At 72.5% G+C, this 21,180-nt stretch carries 23 protein-coding genes and 5 tRNA genes; 21 read left to right on the top strand and 7 right to left on the bottom strand.

What is annotated here, in order from left to right:
- The first annotated feature begins 61 nt into the window (after window positions 1–61).
- The 10 genes from ACOTKD_RS34330 (at window position 62) to ACOTKD_RS34285 (ending at window position 5,386) form a co-directional block, all read left to right on the top strand.
- Entirely contained in the window at window positions 62–283 is a 222-nt protein-coding gene (locus ACOTKD_RS34330; RefSeq protein WP_424892907.1) for a hypothetical protein, read from the top strand.
- A 393-nt stretch (window positions 284–676) separates the two neighbouring features.
- On the top strand, window positions 677–1,459 hold the full coding sequence (locus ACOTKD_RS34325; RefSeq protein WP_424892906.1) for a fumarylacetoacetate hydrolase family protein: 783 nt from the start codon (window positions 677–679) through the stop codon (window positions 1,457–1,459).
- Entirely contained in the window at window positions 1,452–2,963 is a 1,512-nt protein-coding gene (gene gltX / locus ACOTKD_RS34320; RefSeq protein ID WP_424892905.1) for a glutamate--tRNA ligase, read from the top strand. Before ACOTKD_RS34325 ends, gltX begins: the two co-directional genes overlap by 8 nt.
- Before the next feature lie 231 nt (window positions 2,964–3,194).
- Window positions 3,195–3,266: transfer RNA gene (locus ACOTKD_RS34315), tRNA-Gln, on the top strand.
- 82 nt (window positions 3,267–3,348) lie between these two features.
- A tRNA-Glu gene (locus ACOTKD_RS34310) sits at window positions 3,349–3,421 on the top strand.
- 40 nt (window positions 3,422–3,461) lie between these two features.
- A tRNA-Glu gene (locus ACOTKD_RS34305) sits at window positions 3,462–3,534 on the top strand.
- An 18-nt stretch (window positions 3,535–3,552) separates the two neighbouring features.
- A tRNA-Gln gene (locus ACOTKD_RS34300) sits at window positions 3,553–3,624 on the top strand.
- Between the two features lie 41 nt (window positions 3,625–3,665).
- A tRNA-Glu gene (locus ACOTKD_RS34295) sits at window positions 3,666–3,741 on the top strand.
- 252 nt (window positions 3,742–3,993) lie between these two features.
- Window positions 3,994–4,335: an STAS domain-containing protein gene (locus ACOTKD_RS34290; RefSeq protein WP_424892904.1), complete on the top strand. Its 342-nt coding sequence runs from the start codon at window positions 3,994–3,996 to the stop codon at window positions 4,333–4,335.
- Window positions 4,325–5,386 (top strand): anti-sigma factor RsbA family regulatory protein, encoded by a 1,062-nt coding sequence (locus ACOTKD_RS34285; protein ID WP_424892903.1) that lies wholly within the window; start codon window positions 4,325–4,327, stop codon window positions 5,384–5,386. Before ACOTKD_RS34290 ends, ACOTKD_RS34285 begins: the two co-directional genes overlap by 11 nt.
- 285 nt (window positions 5,387–5,671) lie before the next feature.
- Here ACOTKD_RS34285 and ACOTKD_RS34280 read toward each other — a convergent pair whose 3' ends face one another.
- Window positions 5,672–6,325, bottom strand: coding sequence for a MerR family transcriptional regulator (locus ACOTKD_RS34280; RefSeq protein ID WP_424892902.1), 654 nt, complete (start codon window positions 6,323–6,325; stop codon window positions 5,672–5,674).
- An 82-nt stretch (window positions 6,326–6,407) separates the two neighbouring features.
- On the opposite strand from ACOTKD_RS34280, the gene ACOTKD_RS34275 reads away from it, so the two are divergent.
- Window positions 6,408–6,920, top strand: a complete 513-nt coding sequence (locus ACOTKD_RS34275; RefSeq protein WP_424892901.1) for a DUF4188 domain-containing protein — start codon at window positions 6,408–6,410, stop codon at window positions 6,918–6,920.
- Window positions 6,921–7,189: 269 nt separating this feature from the next.
- Here the strand turns inward: ACOTKD_RS34275 and ndgR are convergent, their stop codons facing one another.
- The gene (gene ndgR, locus ACOTKD_RS34270) at window positions 7,190–7,918 is read right to left on the bottom strand and encodes an IclR family transcriptional regulator NdgR (RefSeq protein WP_030369295.1); all 729 of its coding nucleotides are present in this window, start codon (window positions 7,916–7,918) and stop codon (window positions 7,190–7,192) included.
- 127 nt (window positions 7,919–8,045) lie between these two features.
- On the opposite strand from ndgR, the gene leuC reads away from it, so the two are divergent.
- The 4 genes from leuC to ACOTKD_RS34250 all read left to right on the top strand — a co-directional run bounded on the left by leuC (window position 8,046) and on the right by ACOTKD_RS34250 (window position 11,342).
- Window positions 8,046–9,497, top strand: coding sequence for a 3-isopropylmalate dehydratase large subunit (leuC, locus tag ACOTKD_RS34265; RefSeq protein ID WP_424892900.1), 1,452 nt, complete (start codon window positions 8,046–8,048; stop codon window positions 9,495–9,497).
- A 6-nt stretch (window positions 9,498–9,503) separates the two neighbouring features.
- Window positions 9,504–10,097 carry a 3-isopropylmalate dehydratase small subunit gene (leuD, locus tag ACOTKD_RS34260; protein ID WP_106679579.1) on the top strand — a complete coding sequence of 198 codons (594 nt, stop codon included), beginning with the start codon at window positions 9,504–9,506 and terminating at the stop codon, window positions 10,095–10,097.
- Between the two features lie 169 nt (window positions 10,098–10,266).
- Window positions 10,267–10,512 (top strand): hypothetical protein, encoded by a 246-nt coding sequence (locus tag ACOTKD_RS34255; protein WP_030369298.1) that lies wholly within the window; start codon window positions 10,267–10,269, stop codon window positions 10,510–10,512.
- 125 nt (window positions 10,513–10,637) lie between these two features.
- The gene (locus ACOTKD_RS34250) at window positions 10,638–11,342 is read left to right on the top strand and encodes an HU family DNA-binding protein (RefSeq protein ID WP_424892899.1); all 705 of its coding nucleotides are present in this window, start codon (window positions 10,638–10,640) and stop codon (window positions 11,340–11,342) included.
- Between the two features lie 202 nt (window positions 11,343–11,544).
- Here ACOTKD_RS34250 and ACOTKD_RS34245 read toward each other — a convergent pair whose 3' ends face one another.
- Complete coding sequence (locus ACOTKD_RS34245) at window positions 11,545–11,769, bottom strand: hypothetical protein (RefSeq protein ID WP_424892898.1); 225 nt, start codon at window positions 11,767–11,769, stop codon at window positions 11,545–11,547.
- Between the two features lie 9 nt (window positions 11,770–11,778).
- The gene (cofC, locus tag ACOTKD_RS34240) at window positions 11,779–12,510 is read right to left on the bottom strand and encodes a 2-phospho-L-lactate guanylyltransferase (protein ID WP_424892917.1); all 732 of its coding nucleotides are present in this window, start codon (window positions 12,508–12,510) and stop codon (window positions 11,779–11,781) included.
- A gap of 161 nt (window positions 12,511–12,671) precedes the next feature.
- Between cofC and ACOTKD_RS34235 the strand changes: the two genes are divergently transcribed.
- The 3 genes from ACOTKD_RS34235 to ACOTKD_RS34225 are packed head-to-tail and all read left to right on the top strand — an operon-like array spanning window position 12,672 to window position 15,602.
- The gene (locus ACOTKD_RS34235; protein ID WP_424892897.1) at window positions 12,672–13,421 is read left to right on the top strand and encodes a lysophospholipid acyltransferase family protein; all 750 of its coding nucleotides are present in this window, start codon (window positions 12,672–12,674) and stop codon (window positions 13,419–13,421) included.
- The gene (locus ACOTKD_RS34230) at window positions 13,418–14,419 is read left to right on the top strand and encodes an NAD(P)H-dependent glycerol-3-phosphate dehydrogenase (protein ID WP_424892896.1); all 1,002 of its coding nucleotides are present in this window, start codon (window positions 13,418–13,420) and stop codon (window positions 14,417–14,419) included. The genes ACOTKD_RS34235 and ACOTKD_RS34230 overlap by 4 nt, the downstream gene beginning before the upstream one ends.
- Before the next feature lie 34 nt (window positions 14,420–14,453).
- Window positions 14,454–15,602 (top strand): D-alanine--D-alanine ligase family protein, encoded by a 1,149-nt coding sequence (locus tag ACOTKD_RS34225; RefSeq protein WP_424892895.1) that lies wholly within the window; start codon window positions 14,454–14,456, stop codon window positions 15,600–15,602.
- 13 nt (window positions 15,603–15,615) lie between these two features.
- Here ACOTKD_RS34225 and ACOTKD_RS34220 read toward each other — a convergent pair whose 3' ends face one another.
- Window positions 15,616–16,119 carry a DUF3515 domain-containing protein gene (locus ACOTKD_RS34220; RefSeq protein ID WP_424892894.1) on the bottom strand — a complete coding sequence of 168 codons (504 nt, stop codon included), beginning with the start codon at window positions 16,117–16,119 and terminating at the stop codon, window positions 15,616–15,618.
- 20 nt (window positions 16,120–16,139) lie between these two features.
- Complete coding sequence (locus tag ACOTKD_RS34215; RefSeq protein ID WP_030369306.1) at window positions 16,140–16,373, bottom strand: Lrp/AsnC family transcriptional regulator; 234 nt, start codon at window positions 16,371–16,373, stop codon at window positions 16,140–16,142.
- A gap of 137 nt (window positions 16,374–16,510) precedes the next feature.
- Here ACOTKD_RS34215 and ACOTKD_RS34210 point away from each other — a divergent pair, with 137 nt between their 5' ends.
- Window positions 16,511–17,482 (top strand): thiamine-phosphate kinase, encoded by a 972-nt coding sequence (locus ACOTKD_RS34210; RefSeq protein WP_424892893.1) that lies wholly within the window; start codon window positions 16,511–16,513, stop codon window positions 17,480–17,482.
- Between the two features lie 209 nt (window positions 17,483–17,691).
- Window positions 17,692–18,483, top strand: coding sequence for a bifunctional hydroxymethylpyrimidine kinase/phosphomethylpyrimidine kinase (gene thiD, locus ACOTKD_RS34205; protein ID WP_424892892.1), 792 nt, complete (start codon window positions 17,692–17,694; stop codon window positions 18,481–18,483).
- 197 nt (window positions 18,484–18,680) lie between these two features.
- Here thiD and rpmB read toward each other — a convergent pair whose 3' ends face one another.
- Entirely contained in the window at window positions 18,681–18,866 is a 186-nt protein-coding gene (gene rpmB / locus ACOTKD_RS34200) for a 50S ribosomal protein L28 (protein ID WP_078660562.1), read from the bottom strand.
- Between the two features lie 292 nt (window positions 18,867–19,158).
- Here rpmB and ACOTKD_RS34195 point away from each other — a divergent pair, with 292 nt between their 5' ends.
- Window positions 19,159–21,168, top strand: a complete 2,010-nt coding sequence (locus ACOTKD_RS34195) for a DAK2 domain-containing protein (protein WP_424892891.1) — start codon at window positions 19,159–19,161, stop codon at window positions 21,166–21,168.
- Window positions 21,169–21,180 lie beyond the last annotated feature (12 nt).

Genomic DNA, 21,180 nt, shown 5'->3' with positions numbered 1-21,180 from the left:
GCCTGGTCCTTTACACAGGCCGCGAGAACGACCAGCGCACCACGACACCGCGAGGCAGCAAGTGAAGACCACGACGACGAAGCTGACGTCCCGGAAGGCGACCCCGAAGGCGAACCGGAAGACCGCCAACCCGCGCCGCACCACGCTCGTCCACCTCGACGAGAGCGCCTCCCTGCGGATCGCCGAGGCCGTCGCCCACGCCACCGAACTCCCCCCGGTCACCGCGAACCCGCGCCGCACCGTCCTTATGACGGCCCCGGTCATCGTCATTCCCCAGGACTGATCCCCGGGCTGAACCTCCAGGGATGATCCCCGGGCTGAACTCCCAGGGCTGATCTCCGGGCTGAACCTTCAGGGCTGATCCCGGGGCTGAGCCCCCAGAGCTGAGCCTGGGGCTGAGCCCCCAGAGCTGATCCCCGGACCGAATCCCTGGGGCTGGTCCCCGGACTGATTCCCCGGGACCGCATTCCCCGGGGCCGGTCCCTTCCGGGATTCCCCGGGACTGATCCCTTTCGGAGGCGGGGCGGCCGCTTTACGGGCGGCGGCCCGCCCCCGCGGCCCGCCCCGTAAGGCCCGGCCCGCCCCCGCGGAGCCGCCGCGCACGGGCGGCCCGCGGCCCCCGCGATAGCCTGGGGTGTCAGACTCCGGCCGGATCAGATAGGGGCAAAAGCTTCCCGTGCGCATCGCCAGGTTCTCCATCGACGGCAACGTCGGCTACGGCGTCGTGGAGGGGGACGCCGCCACAGAAGGCGGCCCCGTCCTCGACATCATCAAGGGCATCCCCTACGGCGACTTCGAGCGCTCCGGCACCAAGGTCCCGCTGGACAAGGTCCGGCTGCTCTCGCCCGTCCTGCCCAGCAAGGTCGTGGCCATCGGCCGCAACTACGCGGAGCACGCCGCCGAGCTCGGCAACGAGGTCGGCGACCTCCCCGTGGCCTTCCTCAAGCCCTCCACCTCGGTGATCGGCCCCGGCGGCGCCATCGAGTACCCCTCCTTCTCCAGCGAGCTGCACCACGAGGCCGAGCTGGCCGTCGTCATCGGCCGCATGTGCCGCGAGGTCCCGCGCGAGCGCGTCAAGGACGTCATCCTCGGCTACACCTGCGCCAACGACGTCACCGCGCGCGACGCCCAGCAGCGCGAGAAGCAGTGGGCCCGCGCCAAGGGCTTCGACACCTCCTGCCCGATCGGCCCCTGGATCGAGACCGAGCTCGACCCGAGCGACCTCGGGATCATGTGCACGGTCAACGGCGAACAGCGCCAGCTGGGCCGCACGGGCGACATGGTGCGCTCCATCGAGGACCTGATCGTCCACATCACCGAGGCGATGACGCTGCTCCCCGGCGACGTCGTCCTCACGGGCACCCCGGCCGGAGTCGGACCGCTCAACGTCGGCGACGAGGTCGCCGTCACCATCGAAGGCATCGGCACTCTCACCAACAAGGTGATCAAGCGTGGCTAACGCGAACTCCCCCAAGCTCTCGACTTCGCTCGAGCAGGGGGTACCCCCCCGCGTACGGTTCTGTCCCTCGCCGACCGGCAACCCCCACGTGGGCCTGGTCCGCACCGCCCTCTTCAACTGGGCGTTCGCCCGCCACCACGGCGGCACCCTGGTCTTCCGCATCGAGGACACCGACGCGGCGCGCGACTCGGAGGAGTCGTACCAGCAGCTGCTCGACTCGATGCGCTGGCTGGGCTTCGACTGGGACGAGGGCCCCGAGGTCGGCGGCCCGCACGCGCCGTACCGTCAGTCGCAGCGCATGGACATCTACAAGGACGTCGCGCAGAAGCTCCTGGACGGCGGCTACGCCTACCGCTGCTACTGCACCGCCGAGGAGCTCGACGAGCGCCGCGAGGCCGCCCGCGCCGCCGGCCGCCCCTCCGGCTACGACGGCAAGTGCCGCGTCGTCACGCCCGAGCAGCAGGCGGCGTACGAGGCCGAGGGCCGCGCCTCCATCGTCCGCTTCCGGATGCCCGACGAAGCGATCACCTTCACGGACATCGTCCGCGGCGAGCTGACCTTCACCCCGGAGAACGTGCCGGACTACGGCATCGTCCGGGCCAACGGCGCGCCCCTGTACACGCTCGTCAACCCCGTCGACGACGCCCTGATGGAGATCACCCACGTCCTGCGCGGCGAGGACCTGCTCTCCTCCACCCCGCGGCAGATCGCCCTGTACAAGGCGCTGATCGAGCTGGGCGTCGCCAAGATCGTCCCCGAGTTCGGCCACCTGCCGTACGTGATGGGCGAGGGCAACAAGAAGCTCTCCAAGCGCGACCCGCAGGCCTCCCTCAACCTCTACCGGGAGCGCGGCTTCCTCCCGGCGGGCCTGCTGAACTACCTGTCGCTGCTCGGCTGGTCGCTCTCCGCCGACCAGGACATCTTCTCGATGGACGAGATGGTCGCGGCGTTCGACATCAAGGACGTCAACGCCAACCCGGCCCGCTTCGACCTGAAGAAGGCCGAGGCGATCAACGCCGACCACATCCGCCGGCTGGACGTGAAGGCGTTCGCCGAGGCCTGCGAGCCCTGGCTGCGGGCCCCGCACGCCCCGTGGGCCCCCGAGGCCTTCGACCGGGCCGCGTGGGAGGCGATCGCCCCGCACGCCCAGACCCGCCTCACGGTCCTCTCCGACATCACCGCCAACGTCGACTTCCTCTTCCTGGAGGAGCCGGCCGAGGACGAGGCGTCCTGGACCAAGGCGATGAAGGAGGGCTCGGACGCCCTGCTGCGCACGGCACGCGCCAAGCTCGCCGATGCGGAGTGGACCGCCGACGCCATCAAGGCCGCCGTGGTCGCCGCCGGAGAGGAGCACGGCCTGAAGCTCGGCAAGGCCCAGGCGCCCGTCCGCGTGGCCGTCACCGGCCGTACGGTCGGCCTGCCGCTGTTCGAGTCCCTGGAGGTCCTGGGACGCGAGCGCACGCTGGCCCGCGTCGACGCCGCGCTGGCCAAGCTCACCGCCTGACGCCTCGGGCGCTTCCGGGACGTCCGGCGTGCCCGGCGCAGGGCGCCCCACGGGGCCCGTCAGCCTCACCCGAGGCTGACGGGCCCCGTTGCGTTTGCGCAGGGGCGGCAATCGATTTTGGCGCCCCGTCCTCCTTCGGGTAATGTTCTTCCTGCGCCGCCCGAGAGGGCCGAGAGGCCGGAGCGGAGGGCGCGAGCCGGACAAGACCCCCTGACGGGGGTGGAGTTACGGTGGGGTATGGTGTAATTGGCAGCACGAGTGATTCTGGTTCACTTAGTCTAGGTTCGAGTCCTGGTACCCCAGCAAGAGAAATTCTTCGCCGAAATTCTCTCGCAAAACTACTGATAAAGTAGGAAGCGCGCGAAAGCGCAAAAGCGAAGTGCAAGCCCCCGTTGTGTAGCGGCCTAGCACGCCGCCCTCTCAAGGCGGTAGCGCCGGTTCGAATCCGGTCGGGGGTACTGATTTCCACTCAGGGGGACCTGATGGGAGATCGCTAGGGCCCCCGTTGTGTAGCGGCCTAGCACGCCGCCCTCTCAAGGCGGTAGCGCCGGTTCGAATCCGGTCGGGGGTACTGGTTATAAAACCACCATGGGCTATGGTGTAATTGGCAGCACGAGTGATTCTGGTTCATTTAGTCTAGGTTCGAGTCCTGGTAGCCCAGCGCAGATTGCTTTTTGAGTCTGCAAAGCAAAACAAAAGCAAGCCCCCGTTGTGTAGCGGCCTAGCACGCCGCCCTCTCAAGGCGGTAGCGCCGGTTCGAATCCGGTCGGGGGTACCACAGGAGAGAATGCCTCCCGCATACGCGGGGGGCATTTTTTCATGCGGCCTTCCGCGCACCCCGGCCCCGCCCGATAATCCCCCCATGGCCCATCCCAGCGGCGGCCGGTGCCGGCCCCGCCGCGCCACGAAGCCCTGCCCGCCGCGGAGTTCGGGCGCCGGCGGGGCGCCGGAGCTGCGTCACCACGCCATCCGCCGCCGAGAGCCCGCCGTGCCGGACGCCCCCGCAGCGGCCCATTCCAGGAGCGTCGAAGTGGATCCTCTCGTCCGCACGGCCGAACTGACCGTCGTCGCCACCGTCAGCCCGCCGGGACTGCGGATCGAAGGGGTGGTCGACGCCGGCTCCCACCGCCACCTCAGGGAGGCCCTGCGGTCGGTGGCCTCCGTCCGCGGCGACCTGCGCCTGGAGATGTCCCGCGTGGAGTTCCTGGACCTCGCCGGGCTAAGGCTGCTCATGACCTTCGCCCGGGCCCGCGCCGCCCGCCACTGCACCGTGGAGCTCGCCGGAGTACCGCCCCACCTGCTGCAGGTCATCACCCTCATCGGCTGGGACACCACGCCGGGCCTGCGGCTGGGGGCCGCGCATGGCTGCTGACCGCACCGGCTCGACCGGGTTCGTCCACCACGCCTGCCTGTACGGCTCCGACGCGCAGTTCCTGGCGATGGCGGTGCCCTTCGTACGGGACGGACTCGCGGCCGGGGAACCCGTCCTCGCCGCCACGACGCCCGCCAACATCGAGCTGCTGCGGGAGGCCCTGGGGGAGAGCGCCCACCACCTCGACACCGCCGAGACCGCCCACTTCGGCCGCCGCCCCGTCGACCGGGTCGCCGCCTTCCTGCGCTACCACCAGCGACGCGCCCGCCCCGGCCGGCGCACGCGCATGATCGCCGAACCCGTGTGGGCCGGCCGCTCCGCCCGCCAGACCGCCGAGTGGAAACGCATGGAATCCGGGCTCAACGTGCTCCTCGCCGGACTGCCCGTGTGGATGGTCTGCCCCTACGACACCCGCGTCGTCCCCGGTGGCGTGGCGGAGGCGGCCCTCGCCACCCATCCCGTCCGCCTGGACGGCGAGCGACAGGCCCCGTGCGCGTCCTACACGGACCCCGCGGCCTACGCGGCTGCGATGGAGGGGCCGGCCGCCTCATGCGCGCCACCGTCCGCCGCCAGCACGGGGCCCACGGACGATGCCGCGGCGCTGCGCCGTCTCGCCCGCGAACGGGCCGCCGGTGCGGGCCTGACCGGCGGCCGGCTCGCCCTCGCCGAACTGGCCGCGCATGAGGCCGCCGCCTACCTGCTGGCCCCGGAGGCCGCGCGCGTCACGCTGCGGGCCTGGGAGGAGCCGGGCGCCGTGGTGTACGAGCTGCGGCGCACGGGGCGGGGCGGGCGCACGGGACGGGACGGCGGGCGCACGGATCGATACGGCGGGCGCATGGGGCCGGGCGATGGACGTGGCGCGGTGCCGGACGCCGCCGTCCCGCCCTTCGCGGGCTACCGGCCCCCCGCGCCGCCCGGCGCCGCCCACGGGGCCGAGGACGGTCTGTGGCTCGCCCGCAGCCTCGCCGACTCCCTGGAGGTCCGCGCACGGGGCCCGGAAACGGTCCTCACCCTGCGGGTGGCGGGGGCGGGGGACGCGGAGCGGTTGTGAGGTGCGGGGCGTGGAGTGTGGGGCGCGCGTGGGGTACGGGGGCGGGGGTGCGGTGTGGGGCGTGAGGCGGGCTTACGACCTGAGGCGCGGGGCGTGAGGCGGGCGTACGGCATGAGGCGGGCCTACGGCCTGAGGCCCGCCTGAGGTTTCGCATGAGGCCCTGCGCGAGGCCTGCGTGAGGACTCGGCAGGGGGCCCGCGTGAGGCTCGGCATGGGGTCCGCATGGGGCCCGTCCGGGCTTGGTGTCCGCCGGGAGGCGCTGTCGGAGCCTTTGGGACCGCGGCCTCATGCCCCGTCGGCGTCGGTGAAGCGCCGGGCGGACTCCTCGGAGTGCGCGAGGCGGCGCAGGCTCAGCAGCACCGGCTCGTAGAGGACCGTCAGCGCGACGGCCGCCTCGATCTGCCCGGCCTCCGTGGGCTGCTCCTCGACCAGGTCGAGGTCCGTGACCGCCAGCTGTGCGGCGAGCCGCGCGTAGGGCAGCAGGTGCGCGACGCCGCAGGGGTAGCCGAGACGCCTGAGTGCGGCGACCGCCGCGACGAGCGTGCGGTAGGCGGGGGACAGCTCCCCGAGCTCCTGGTCGTGCCGCCAGCCGATGTGCTCCAGCAGGGCGGTCACCGTGCGGCCCGCCGCGGCGACCTCGGGGTCGTCCTCGTCGGGCTCCGGTCCGGTCGGCAGGGCCCACGTGGCCGCGCCGAGTCTCAGATGGTGGTCCAGGGACTCGTCCTCGGCGGCGGCGATGACCTCGCGCGCGGTGGCCACCGGCACCTTGCCCAGCTGGATCAGGGCCCGCACCAGGCGCAGCCGGCGGACGTGCGTGTCGTCGTACTCGGCCTGCGTGGCGGAGACCCTGCGACCGGGCTGCAGCAGCCCTTCGCGCAAGTAGTACTTGATCGTGGCGGTGGACACGCCACTGCGTTCGCTCAGTTCGGCCAGTCGCATATCCTCTTGCACCCTTCATCGGAGAGTGGCACTATCCAAGCATGGATAGCGACGCTATCCGATGACTTCTGGGGGAGCTCTCATGAGTGCACAGCCGATACCGGGACGGGTCACCGCCGCAGCCGAAGGCGACGTGGTCGTCTTCCTGATCGGGATGCGGATCAACCGCTGGCGGGCGGTGCGCCACTGGATGCCCGCGTTCCTCGCGATGCCGCGCATGCTCAAGGAGCTCTCGCGCGACGAGAACAGCGGCCTGCTGGGCCACCGGCTGCTCAGCGGCGGTCCGAGGGACTTCGGCGTCGTCCAGTACTGGGAATCCCGCGAGAAGCTGCTCGCCTACGCCGCGGACCGGAGCAAGGAGCACCACCCCGCGTGGGCGGCCTTCAACCGCCGCGCGCGGGGCAGCGAGGGGAAGGTCGGCATCTGGCACGAGACGTACGTCGTGCCGGCCGGTTCGTACGAGTCGATCTACTCCGGCATGCCGGAGCATGGGCTCGGCAAGGCCTACGGCGTCGAGCCGGTGGCCAGGCGCGGCGAACGCGCGGCAGAACGCTTGGCGAGCGCCGGAAGCCGGGCGCACGAGGCTGGCGCCTGAGGCGGAGCCGCAGGCCGGATGCATGGGGGCGCCGCATGGGGCGGCCGCCCCATGCGGCGCGTGGGAGCGGCGGCGTCCAGCCGCATGAGGCGTGTGGGAGCGGCGATGTCCGCCCGCACGGGGCACCGGTGCCGGGCCGCATGAGGCGCCGGCATCGGGCCGCATGAGGCGGGCCGTGCCGAGCGGGCCGCATGAGGCCCTCGTGCAGCCGCCTCATGCGCCTGCCCTACGAGCCCCGCTCCCCACGCTCCTTTCCCCGCGCCTTCCGGTCAGCCGTTGCGGCGCAGTGCCTCCGTGAGGCGCATCGCGGCGTCCAGCACCGCCTGGGCGTGCATGCGACCCGGGTGCCGCGTGAGGCGCTCGATCGGCCCGGAGACCGAGACGGCGGCGACCACGCGGTTGGACGGCCCGCGCACGGGGGCGGACACCGAGGCCACACCCGGCTCCCGCTCGCCGATCGACTGCGCCCAGCCCCGGCGCCGCACGCCCGAGAGCGCCGTCGCCGTGAAGCGGGCCCCCTGCAGGCCGCGGTGCAGCCGCTCCGGCTCCTCCCACGCCATCAGCACCTGAGCGGCCGAGCCGGCCTTCATGGGCAGCGTGGAGCCCACCGGCACCGTGTCCCGCAGGCCGGACAGCCGCTCCGCCGCGGCCACGCAGATGCGCATGTCGCCCTGGCGGCGGTAGAGCTGCGCGCTCTCGCCCGTCACGTCCCGCAGGTGGGTGAGCACGGGGCCCGCCGTCGCCAGGAGTCTGTCCTCGCCCGCCGCGGCCGCCAGCTCGCTCAGCCGCGGGCCGAGGATGAACCGGCCCTGCATGTCCCGCGCCACCATCCGGTGGTGCTCCAGCGCCACCGCCAGCCGGTGCGCCGTCGGGCGCGCCAGGCCCGTGGCCGTGACGAGCCCCGCCAGGGTCGCCGGACCGGACTCCAGCGCACTCAGCACCAGAGCCGCCTTGTCGAGTACTCCCACGCCGCTCGAGGCGCCACCAGTGTTGTCCATGCAACGATACTTGCGTCTCACACTGTGAAACGCAAGTTCAAATTTCCCGGAGAAGCCTCAACCTGGTTGGAGAGCACCCACAGCCACAGGAATGTGACCGGCGACGACGCCGGCCGGAGGGACAGCGATGGGACGCACACTCGCAGAGAAGGTTTGGGACGACCATGTCGTCAGGCGCGCCGAGGGCGAGCCCGACCTGCTCTACATCGACCTGCACCTGCTCCACGAGGTCACCAGCCCGCAGGCCTTCGACGGCCTCCGCAAGGCCGGGCGCCCCGTGCGGCGCCTGGACCTCACCATCGCCACCGAGGACCACAACACCCCGACCCTCGACATCGACAAGCCCATCGCGGACCCGGTCTCCCGCACCCAGCTGGAGACGCTGCGCAAGAACTGCGCCGAGTTCGGGGTCCGGCTGCACCCGCTGGGCGACGTCGAACAGGGCGTCGTCCACGTAGTGGGACCGCAGCTGGGGCTGACCCAGCCCGGCACCACCGTCGTCTGCGGCGACAGCCACACCTCCACCCACGGCGCCTTCGGCGCCCTGGCGTTCGGCATCGGCACCAGCCAGGTCGAGCACGTCCTCGCCACCCAGACCCTGCCGCTGGCCCCGTTCCGCACCATGGCGGTCACCGTCGACGGCGAACTGCCCGAGGGCGTCACCGCCAAGGACCTGATCCTCGCCGTCATCGCCCGCATCGGCACCGGCGGCGGCCAGGGCTACGTCATCGAGTACCGCGGCACGGCCATCGAGAAGCTCTCGATGGAGGCGCGGATGACCGTGTGCAACATGTCCATCGAGGCGGGCGCCCGCGCGGGCATGATCGCGCCGGACGAGACCACCTTCGCCTACCTGAAGGGCCGGCCCCACGCGCCCCAGGGCGACGACTGGGACGCCGCCGTCGACTACTGGCGCACCCTGCGCACCGACGACGACGCCGTCTTCGACCACGAGGTCGTCATCGACGCCGCCGAGCTCTCCCCGTTCGTCACCTGGGGCACCAACCCGGGGCAGGGAGCCCCCCTGTCGGCGGCCGTCCCCGACCCCGCCGCCTACCCCGACCCCTCCGACCGCCTGGCGGCCGAAAAGGCCCTGGAATACATGGGGTTGACGGCAGGTCAGCCGCTGCGCGACATCCGCGTCGACACCGTCTTCGTGGGCTCGTGCACCAACGGCCGGATCGAGGACCTGCGCGCCGCCGCGGCCGTCCTGGAGGGGCGCCGGATCGCCGACGGCATCCGGATGCTCGTCGTCCCCGGCTCCGTACGGGTGTCCCTGCAGGCCGTCGACGAGGGGCTGGACAAGGTCTTCACCGCGGCCGGTGCCGAGTGGCGCCACGCGGGCTGTTCGATGTGCCTCGGCATGAACCCCGACCAACTCGCGCCGGGCGAGAGGTCCGCGTCGACCTCCAACCGCAACTTCGAGGGCAGGCAGGGCAAGGGCGGCCGTACGCACCTGGTCTCGCCCCAGGTGGCCGCCGCCACCGCCGTACTGGGCCATCTGGCCTCCCCGGCAGACCTGCCTTCCCCGGCCGCCCCGGCCGGCGCGTCCGACGTCCGCACTCCCCTGGGGGCCTGAACCGTCATGGAAGCTTTCACCACGCACACCGGCCGCGCCGTACCGCTGCGCCGCAGCAACGTCGACACCGACCAGATCATCCCCGCGCACTGGCTCAAGAAGGTCACCCGCGACGGGTTCGAGGACGGTCTGTTCGAGGCCTGGCGCAAGGACCCCGAGTTCGTGCTGAACCGCCCCGAGCGCCGCGGGGCCAGCGTCCTGGTCGCCGGCCCGGACTTCGGCACCGGCTCGTCCCGTGAGCACGCGGTCTGGGCCCTGCAGAACTACGGCTTCAAGGCGGTCGTCTCCGCGCGCTTCGCCGACATCTTCCGTGGCAATTCGCTCAAGAACGGTCTGCTGACCGTCGTCCTGCCGCAGGAGACCGTCGACGCCCTCTGGGAGCTGACCGAGGCCGACCCCGCCGCCGAGGTGACCGTCGACCTCGTCGCCCGCCAGGTCCGGGCCGAGGGCATCACGGCTGATTTCGACCTTGACGAGAACGCCCGGTGGCGTCTGCTGGAGGGGCTGGACGACATCGGCCTGACCCTCCGGCACGAGGCCGACGTCGCCGCGTTCGAGGCCGGAAGGCCCTCTTTCAAGCCCTCCACGGCCCGGATCTGACACGGATTTCGCGCCCCTCCGGCCGTCCGGGAGAGCTCTAGGAGGACCCCGGATTTTCGCTGCTCACCAAGGGTTTGGCATGATGCGCCCCCTGTCTTCGGACAGGGGGCGCATCGCTCTGTTGAGGCCCTGTGAAGCGACAACTCGCCTCAGATGGCACAATCGGTGCATGGAACGCGACAGCCAACTCGAGCTATACCGGCTCGTTGCGGACCGACTCAAGGAAGCGCACTCCCGGGTGCGCACACTGCAAGTCCCGGAGGGCGTACGGATGGCGCTGTCCCGGAAGCTGCTGGCCATCACGGCCGCGGCGAAGCACGATCTCTCAGGCGCCGCAATGCGTCTGGACCGGCTGATGAACGACCTCGACGAGGGCCGTTTCCCCGAAGAGCCCGACCGTGACGGAACTCCGTGATGGTCGAGTTCGTTGCGGCACAAGGGTGATTAGACCGTTTCGTGTTTGATTTGCGGTATATATCTGCCTAACGTGCGAAAAGGCTGGAGCGCATTCGTTCCAGCAATGTCTCCGAAGGGGAAGACGTGAACAAGGCGCAGCTCGTTGAAGCGATTGCCGACAAGCTCGGCGGCCGTCAGCAGGCCGCAGACGCCGTTGACGCGGTGCTCGACGCGATCGTCCGTGCGGTCGTCGCGGGTGACCGGGTCTCGGTCACCGGCTTCGGCTCGTTCGAGAAGGTCGACCGCCCGGCCCGTTACGCCCGCAACCCGCAGACGGGTGAGCGCGTGCGGGTCAAGAAGACCTCGGTGCCGCGCTTCCGCGCGGGTCAGGGCTTCAAGGACCTGGTGAGCGGCTCGAAGAAGCTGCCGAAGGGTGGCGAGGTCTCCGTCAAGAAGGCGCCCAAGGGCAGCCTTTCGGGCGGCAAGGCCACCACCAAGGCCGCGGCGAAGAAGGCCACCGCCAAGAAGACGACGGCGAAGAAGGCCACCACGGCCGTCACCGCCAAGAAGGCTGCCGCGAAGAAGACCACGACGGCCAAGAAGACGACGGCCGCGGCGAAGAAGACCGTCGCCAAGAAGGCCGCTCCGGCCAAGAAGACGACGGCCGCCGCCAAGAAGACCGTCGCCAAGAAGGCCGCTCCGGCGAAGAAGGCCACCACGGCCGCCACCGCTAAGAAGGCTGCCGCGAAGAAGACCGCGCCCGCCAAGAAGGCCACGGCGACCAAGGCCACGACGCGCAAGACCACCGCGCGCAAGACCACCGCCAAGAAGACCGCGGCCACTAAGTAAGGCGGCGACCGGCGTCCCGCGCCGGGCCGGGCTCCCCTCGGGGAGCCCGGCCCGCGGTGTGTGTACGGCACTGCGCCGGTGCGTCCGTAGGCCCGGCCGCACGAGGCCCCACCTGCTGCCCGCATGAGGCCCCGTTCAGTGCCCGCATGAGGCCGCGCCCGGTGCCGGTTCCGGGGCGCCCTTCACAACGCCCGCAGCAACCTCAGAACGTCTGCAGCGTCACCAGCGTCACGCGGCGGCCCTCCTGGGCCCCCTCCGCGCCGGCGGCCGGCCCCGTGCACTCGATGCGCACCCGCTGGCCCGGCCGCAGCAGCCGCAGCCCCCCCGCGTCGAACGCCGCGGCGTCGAACGGCAGCGGGGTGCCGTCGTCCAGGAGCACGCTCCCGGAGCGCGTCTGAGGGTCGAAGGTGTACGCGGTGGCCTGCATGCCAGCAGCCTAGTCGGCGCCCGGGGCGGAGCGTTCCGCTGCCGCCCTGTGCGGCCGCGTACCGCCCGCGGGGCCCTGCCGCACGGGGCGGCCGCCCCATGCGCCGGGCACCCCCGCGGACGCCTCCACCACGGCAGCCGTACGGGGCCCCACGCCCAGCGCCAGGGCGGCCCGCAAATCCTCCTCCGTGTCCACGTCCCGGCGCACGGAATCCACCCCTGCCAGCCCGATCTCACGGGCTCCGGAACCGCGGTGACGGGCGCGCGAATGTCCTTCGAACGCCGGCACCAATTCCATTCCCGGAGCCGCCGCCAGCAGAGTCGTTCCGATTCCCGCCGCGTCCGCGAGAAATGCGCGGGGGAATTCCGTGGCCGAATCGAGCACACGCGCCAGTTCCGCCGGGCGCAGCGCGGGAAGGTCCGCGTTGAGCGTCGCCACCGCGGCGTCCGGCCGCCCGGTCCGTACGCTCCGGGCGCCGTGCGCAAGGGCGGCGTTCAGGCCGCCGGACCCCCCGGGTTCGGCCACGACGCGCGCCCCGAGAGCGGCCAGCTCGGCCCCCGCCAGCGGATCGCCCGTGACGACCACCACATCCCGTACCGCCGCGCAGGCCAGCGCCGCGGCCACCGTGTCCACCGCGAACGCCAGCGCGAGGCCGGCCCGCGCCCCCTCCCCGGCCCCCCTGGCGAGACGGCTCTTGGCCAGGGCCAGCGGCTTCACCGGCACCACCAGCGTCCAGACCACATCCGCCCCCTCTCTTCGCAACAGCCTCATTGTCACCCGCTGCCGCAGCCGCCCGTGGAGCGCGGGGTTACGGTGTTCTCGACAGACCGGGGACCTGGGGCGACACTTGTGCGGCCTCCGGGTTCAGCACAGAGTCCAGGTCCCAAGAGAAGGGTGTCCGAGTGTCCCGCCACAGAATCGGCTTCTGGTACCGCTTTACGGCGGTGTTGGCGAAACCGCCGCTCGTGGTTCTGTTCAAGCGGGACTGGCGAGGAATGGAGCACATTCCGGCCGACGGCGGTTTTATTACCGCCGTCAACCACAACTCGTATCTCGACCCGCTCTCCTACGCCCACTACCAGTACAACACCGGGCGCGTCCCCCGCTTCCTCGCCAAGGCCGCCCTGTTCAAGGGCAGCTTCGTCGGCGCCCTCCTGCGCGGCACGGGCCAGATCCCCGTCTACCGCGAGTCGGCCGACGCCGCGGCCGCCTTCAAGGCCGCCGTCGAGGCCATCAACAAGGGCGAGTGCGTGGCCTTCTACCCCGAGGGCACCCTCACCCGCGACCCCGACATGTGGCCCATGGAGGGCAAGACCGGCGCCGCCCGCGTCGCCCTGCTCACCCGCGCCCCGGTCATCCCCGTCGCCCAGTGGGGAGCCAACGAGGCCATGCCGCCGTACGCCAAGGAGAAGAAGCTCCGGCTCTTCCCCCGCAAGACCCTCACGGTGATGGCCGGCCCGCCGGTGGACCTCTCCGCCTACTACGGCAAGGAGCCCACCGCGGAGGTTCTGCGCGCCGCGACCGACGACATCATGAGCGCCATCACCGCCCTCCTCGCCGAACTGCGCGGCGAGCCGGCCCCCGCCGAGCCGTACAACCCCAAGAAGGCCCGAGCCGCGGCCCGCCGCAAGGCCCAGGAGGACGACAAGTGACGCGCTGCGCCGTCTACGGCACCGGTTCCTGGGGAACCGCCTTCGCCATGATCCTCGCGGACGCCGGCTGCGAGGTCACCATGTGGGGCCGGCGCGCCGCGGTCGTGGAGGCGATCAACACCACCCGCACCAACCCCGACTACCTCCCCGGCACCGAGCTCCCGCCCTCCGTACGGGCCACCACCGACCCCGCCGAGGCCGCACGGGGCGCCGCGTTCACCGTCCTCGCCGTCCCCTCCCAGACCCTGCGCGGCAACCTCACCGAGTGGGCGCCCCTGCTGCCCGCCGACACCGTCCTCGTCTCCCTGATGAAGGGCATCGAGCTCGGCACCGCCAAGCGCATGAGCGAGGTCGTCGAGGAGGTCGCCAAGGTCTCCGCCGACCAGGTGGCCGTCCTGACCGGCCCCAACCTCGCCAAGGAGATCGCCGCCCGGCAGCCCGCCGCCGCCGTCGTCGCCTGCCGCGACGAGTCCGTGGCCAAGCGGCTCCAGGCCGCCTGCCACACGTCCTACTTCCGCCCGTACACCAACACCGACGTGGTCGGCTGCGAACTCGGCGGCGCCGTCAAGAACGTCATCGCCCTCGCCGTCGGCATCGCCGACGGCATGGGGCTCGGCGACAACGCCAAGGCCTCCCTCATCACCCGCGGCCTGGCCGAGACCACCCGCCTGGGCCTCGCCATGGGCGCCGACGCGCACACCTTCGCCGGGCTCGCCGGCATGGGGGACCTCGTCGCCACCTGCGCCTCGCCGCTCTCCCGCAACCGCACCTTCGGCGCGAGCCTCGGCCGTGGCATGACCCTCGCCGAGACCGTGGCCGTCACCAAGCAGACCGCCGAGGGCGTCAAGTCCTGCGAGTCGGTGCTCGATCTGGCGCGCCGCCACGGGGTCGACATGCCGATCACGGAGACCGTCGTGGAGATCGTGCACGAGGGCAAGCCGCCGCTCGTCGCCCTCAAGGAGCTGATGTCGCGCAGCGCCAAGCCCGAGCGGCACTGACGCTGCCCGCACCACGAGGTACTCTCGTCGCGATATGAGCAGCGAGATCACCCCCCAGAGCCCTGGCCGGAAGCCGCGTGTGGCGGTCGTCTTCGGCGGCCGCAGTTCCGAGCACGCCATTTCCGTGGTCACCGCCGGCGCCGTGCTGCGCGCCATCGACCGCACGAAGTACGACGTGCTGCCGATCGGCATCACCACCGACGGTCGTTGGACGCTCACCGCGGACGACCCCGAGCGGATGGCCATCGCCGGCCGCACGCTGCCGAGCGTCGCCGACCTCGCCCCGTCGCCCGACGGCACCGTCGTCCTGCCGGTCGACCCCTCCGACCGCGAGGTCGTCTACACGGAGCCGGGCGCCGTGCCCAAGGCCCTGGGCGAGGTCGACGTGGTCTTCCCCGTGCTGCACGGCCCCTACGGGGAGGACGGCACCCTCCAGGGCCTGCTGGAGCTCTCCGGCATCCCCTACGTGGGCGCCGGTGTGCTCGCCTCGGCCGTCGGCCAGGACAAGGAGTACATGAAGCGCGTCTTCATCTCCTTCGGCCTGCCCGTCGGCCCGTACGAGGTCGTCCGCCCGCGCGAGTGGGACACGGATCCGGCGGCCGCCCGCAAGAAGATCGTCGACTTCGCCGGCGAGCACGGCTGGCCCGTCTTCATCAAGCCCGCCCGCGCCGGCTCCTCCATGGGCATCACCAAGGTCGACGACGCCTCCGGCCTGGACGAGGCCGTCGCCGAGGCCCGCCGCCACGACCCGAAGATCCTCGTCGAGTCGCTGCTGCGCGGCCGGGAGATCGAGTGCGGCGTCCTGGAGTTCGAGGACGGGCCGCGCGCCAGCGTCCCCGCCGAGATCCCCCCGGTCACCGCCCACGACTTCTACGACTTCGAGGCGAAGTACATCGACTCCGCCGCCGGCCTCGTCCCCGCGCCGCTGACGCCGCAGGAGACGGCACGGGTGCAGGAGCTCGCCGTCCAGGCCTTCGACGCCGCCTCGTGCGAGGGCCTCGTGCGCGCCGACTTCTTCCTCACCGAGGACGGCGAGTTCGTCATCAACGAGATCAACACCCTGCCGGGCTTCACGCCCATCTCCATGTACCCGCGCATGTGGCAGGAGAGCGGCGTCGGCTACACCGAGCTGATCGACCGCCTCGTCCAGGCGGCGCTGCGTCGGCCGACCGGCCTGCGCTAGCCCTCGGACCGCGCTAGACGACCCCCACCGGGATCGTCTTCGCGACGGCGCCGGCGAGATCGGTGAGCGCACCGAGATCGCCGGCCCCGCCGACGACCTGCTTCGGCAGCGTCACCTCCACGAACGCCTCCCGCAGGGTGGTCGTGCAGCGGACGCTGCCGTCCGGCTGCCGCTCCGGCAGCCAGTCCACGCCGTCGATCTCCACCGAGTCCGCGGCGGGGTTGTAGTGTTCGGAACCGGGCTTGATGATCTCGGGACGCTCCACCCCGCAGCGCAGGGCGATCGCGGGATCACCCCACACTGCGGTGAAGTCCGAGACGGGATCGGCGGTGCGCCGCTCCTTCCCGTCCACGGTCTTCGGCAGCTCCTTGTGCAGCGCCCGGCAGAGCCCGGCGGCCCGCGCCGACGGCGTGGGCACGGCGGGCCCCTCCGTGCCGCCCGCCGGCGAGCAGCCGGCGGCCGCGCACAGCACGACGACAGCGGGCAGGCCGAAGGGCCGGCGGAGGAAAGACTTCACCGGCCGAGCATACGGGGGACCTAGAGATGGACGACCGGGCAGGTCAGTGTGCGGGTGATGCCCTCCACGGCCTGGATCCTGGCCACCACCATGCGGCCGAGCTCGTCCACGGTCTCGGCCTGGGCGCGCACGATCACGTCGTACGGACCGGTCACGTCCTCGGCCTGGATCACCCCCGAGATCTTCGAGATGACTTCGGCCACGGTCGACGCCTTGCCGACCTCGGTCTGGATCAGGATGTACGCCTGTACCACGGAACCTCCAGGGCGGCTACGAGGATCATGTGGGGAGAAGAGACGCCACGGTACCGCGTCGCCGCACGGCGCGGGGAGACCCGCGCTGCCTGCGCGGCGCGGCGTATGTCACAACCGATACTCCTAGGAGGAGCTCAGTGAAAGGCACCGTGGGCGAGTTGGGGGAGTTCGGGCTCATCAGAGAGCTGACTTCCCGGCTCACCACCACCCCTGCGGTCCGGCTCGGGCCGGGTGACGACGCCGCGGTGGTGGCTGCGCCCGACCGCAGGGTCGTGGCCAGTACGGATGTGCTTCTGGAAGGGCGGCACTTCCGCCGCGACTGGTCGACCGCCTACGACGTCGGGCGCAAGGCCGCCGCGCAGAACCTCGCCGACATCGCGGCCATGGGCGCCGTGCCCACCGCGATCCTGCTCGGCCTGGTCGTCCCCGCCGAACTCCCCGCCACCTGGCCGACCGAGCTCATGGACGGCATCCGCGACGAGTGCCAGGTCGCGGGCGCGGCCGTCGTCGGCGGCGACGTGGTGCGCGGCGACACCATCACCGTCGCCATCACCGCCCTCGGTGACCTCCGCAACCACGAGCCGGTCACCCGCTCCGGCGCCCAGCCCGGCGACGTCGTCGCCGTCACCGGCTGGCTCGGCTGGTCCGCCGCCGGCCTCGCGGTCCTCGCCCGCGGCTTCCGCTCGCCCCGCGCCTTCGTGGAGGCCCACCGCCGCCCCGAGCCCCCGTACCACGCGGGCCCGGCAGCGGCGAGCCTCGGCGCCACCGCGATGACGGACGTCAGCGACGGCCTCGTCGCCGACCTCGGGCACATCGCCGAGGCCAGCAAGGTCCGGATCGACCTGCGCACGGCGGCCATCGACGTGCCCACGCAGATGTCGGATATCGGGCAGGCCGTCGGCGTCGACCCGCTGCAGTGGGTGCTGACCGGGGGAGAGGACCACGCGATCGTGGCGACCTTCCCGCCGGACGTGAAGCTGCCCGCCCGCTGGAAGGTCATCGGCGAGGTCGTCAGCCCCTCGGCCCTGCCCCAGGTGACGGTGGACGGCGCCCCGTGGGACAAGACCGGCGGCTGGGACCACTTCGGGGACCTGGAGCAGGGGGAGTAGCGCGGTAGAGGGACTGCCGTAGCGCCGGGGGAGCGCCTCATGCGCCTGCATGGGGCGGGCTGCCTCATGCGGGCCGCCTCGTGCCCGGCGCGGGCTGCCCCATGCGGCCCGCCTCGTGCCCGCACCTCAGGTGGGCTGCCGCATGAGGCGCGGGACGGCATGAGGCAGGGGACGGCATGAGGCGGGGGCGGCGCTGTAGATTCGGCCCCATGCCGATACCCCCACGCGTGCTGACCGTCGCCGGATCCGACTCCGGCGGCGGCGCGGGCATCCAGGCCGACCTCAAGACCATGCTCGCCCTCGGCGTGCACGGCATGAGCGTGCTCACGGCCGTGACCGCGCAGAACTCCCGCGGCGTGCAAGGGGCCTGGGAACTGCCCTCGGAGGCCGTGCGGGCCCAGTACCGCAGCGTCGTCGACGACATCGGCGTCCAGGCCGTCAAGACCGGCATGCTCGCTTCGGCCGAACTCGTGCTGACCGTCGCCGGACTCCTCGCCGGCACCGCCGCCCCCGTCGTCGTCGACCCGGTGGGCATCTCCAAACACGGCGACGCGCTGCTCGCCGCCTCCGCCCTGGACGCCGTCCGCACGAAGCTGCTGCCGGCCGCCACCGTCGCCACCCCCAACCTCGACGAGGTCGCCTGGCTGACGGGGCTGCGGGTCACCTCGGAGGACGGCATGAGGCGCGCGGCCGACGCGGTGCTCTCCTACGGGCCCCGGTGGGCGCTCATCAAGGGAGGCCACCTGGAAGGCGACGCAGTGGACCTGCTCACCGACGGCGCGGAGGAGCACTGGTTGCGGGCCCCGCGCCACGACAACCGCCACACGCACGGGACGGGCTGCACGCTGGCGAGCGCGATCGCCGCGGGCCTCGCCAAGGGACACACGGTGCCGGAGGCGGTGACAGCCGCCAAGGACTACGTGACGGGCGCCATCGCGGCCGGCTTCCCACTGGGGGGCGGCATAGGGCCGGTCGACCACGGATGGCGCTGGCGCCCGTAGGGCACGCTGTGCGGAAGGGCATGAGGCGCCGCGCCGGGGGACGGGGGGCCGCATGAGGCGGGATCCGGTTCCGGGTACGGCAAAAAGCCGGCCCACCGTGAGGTGGACCGGCTCTCAAGGCAACCGGATGGGCTGCGCCACGACATAACGTCACAGCGAGACCGGCTTCCCCCGCTTGCGCGGGGGACAGCACTCGCTTAGCGCGAGACCTTGTCGGCCTTGATGCACGAGGTGCAGACGTTGAGCCGCTTCGGCGTCCCACCGACCACAGCACGCACCCGCTGGATGTTGGGGTTCCAACGACGGGGGGTACGGCGGTGCGAGTGCGAAATAGCGTTGCCGAAGCCCGGCCCCTTGCCGCAGACGTCGCAGTTGGCAGCCACGGGTTACTCCAAAGACGGGTCACCCCCGCTTACGCGGAGACGACAGGCACGTACGGAAAATCCCTGCGTGCCGAAATCTATAGTGACCGGCATTACCAGGGGGATGGCCTGATTCTCATCAGGCAACCGGAGCAGCATACAACGACCGCTCCCGTTCGACGAAACTACCATGGCTGCCCGGGCTGTGACCTGTCGTCCCGCCCCCCGGCCGCCCGCCTTCCCGCCGGGACCCGCCCCGGGGCTAGTCTGCGATCACCGTTCCACAGCCCCAGGGAGTCCGAGGAGGACACACGTGCCGCACACGCTCGACGCCGCTGCGGTACGCACCTGGTGCGCGCTGGCCCTCGACGCACTGGGGCGGGCCCGCGAGGAGATCGACGCCATCAACGTCTATCCCGTCCCGGACGGCGACACGGGCACGAACCTGTACCTGACCGTCGAGTCCGCCGCCCGGGCCGTCGACGCGGTCTTCGACGGCCATGCCACCACGGGGCCCGCCTCCCGCCCCACGCTCCCCGACGCCGTCCGCGCCATGGCGCACGGCGCCCTCATAGGCGCGCGCGGCAACTCCGGCACGATCCTGGCCCAGCTGCTGCGCGGCATGGCCGAGGTACTGGCGGAGGACACAGGGGACGAGGACACAGGAGGCGAGGGCGCGGGGGACAAGGAAACAGAAGGCGAGGGCGCGGGAGGCGAAGGCGCAGAGGGCACGGACGGCACGGAGCTCGCGGGCGGGCCTCATGCCGCCGGGCCCCGTGCGGGCCGTCCCCATGAGGCCGGGGGCGGCGCCGCAGCCGCGGAGGGCTCCGCCGCCGGGCATGGAGCCGGCCCGCACGAGGCCCGCCTCATGCCCCCCGCCGGCACCGGCACGGGGCACCCCGCCGGCCACGACGCCGAACGCCTGCGCCGCGCCCTGCGGCGGGCCGTGGAGTCCGCCTACGAAGGCGTCGCCCGCCCCGTCGAGGGCACCATCCTCACCGTCGCCGCAGCCGCGGCGGACGCCGCCGCCGGCGCGCAGGGCGACACCGCCGCCGTGGCCCGCGCCGCGGACGAGGCCGCCCGTTCCGCCCTCGCGATGACGCCCGGCCAGCTGGACGCCCTCGGCCGGGCCGGAGTCGTCGACTCCGGCGGCCTGGGCCTCGTCGAGGTGCTCGGCGCCCTCGCCAGGGCCCTGTCCGGCGAGGCGGCCCCGTGGGGCCCGCGCGGCACGCGCGCGTGGTCGCGCCCCACCGCCCCGTACCGGCAGCACACCGAGCACACCCGGCCTCATGCCGAGGCCCCGCATGAGGCCCCGCACGAGGCGGCCCGGCATGAGGCCCCCGCCCACGGCCCCGCGCCCTGCCCCGCCGCCACGCCGGGCAGCGCCGCGCCCGCCTTCGAGGTCATCTACCTCCTCGACGCCGACGACACCGCCATCCCCCGCCTCCGCACCCGGCTCGACGCCCTGGGCGACTCCCTCGTCGTCGTCGGCGGCGACGGCCTGTGGAACGTCCACGTCCACGTGGACGACGCCGGAGCCGCCGTCGAGGCGGGCATCGACGCGGGCCGCCCCCACCGCATCCGCATCACGCACTTCGCCGGCTCCGGCGACACCGCCGCGGCCACCGGAGAGCCGGCCGCGGCCCGTACCCGCGAGCCCGCCCAGCGCGCCGTCGTGGCGGTCGTCCCCGGCGAGGGCCTCGCCGCGCTGTGCACCGACGCCGGCGCCACCGTCGTCGCCGCCCGCCCCGGGGAGCCTCCCGCCAGCGGCGAGCTCGTCGACGCCATCCGGCGCGCCAACGCCCGCGAGGTCGTCCTGCTGCCCAACGACCCCGAACTCCAGCACGCCGCGGCCGCAGCCGCCGAGCAGGCCCGGGCCGCCGGCGTCCGCGTCGCCCTCATCCCCACCCGCGCCGCCGTCCAGGGCATCGCCGCGCTCGCCGTCCACGAGCCCGAACGCCGCTTCGACGAGGACGTCGTCGCGATGACCTCCGCCGCGGGCGCCACGCGCTACGCCGAGCTCGCCGTCGCCGAACGGCAGGCCTGGACCATGGCCGGCGTCTGCCAGGCCGGCGACGTGCTCGGCCTCATCGACGGCGACGTGGCCGTCATCGGCTCCGACCTCACCGTCACCGCCGCCACCGTCCTCGACCGCATGCTCGCCGCGGGCGGCGAGATGGTCACCCTCGTCCTCGGCGCGGACGTCCCCGCCGCCGTCGCCGACCGCCTGGAGCGGCACGTACGGGGCGGGCACCTCGCCGTCGACACGGTCGTCTACCGGGGCGGGCAGCAGGCGCCCCCGCTGCTCATCGGCATCGAATGACCCCCGCGGCAC

This window comes from Streptomyces sp. XH2, from assembly GCF_049725035.1.
Lineage (GTDB): Bacteria > Actinomycetota > Actinomycetes > Streptomycetales > Streptomycetaceae > Streptomyces > Streptomyces roseoverticillatus.
Note: the sequence above shows the minus strand (reverse complement) of the source record. Positions and strands in the feature narration are given on the sequence as shown.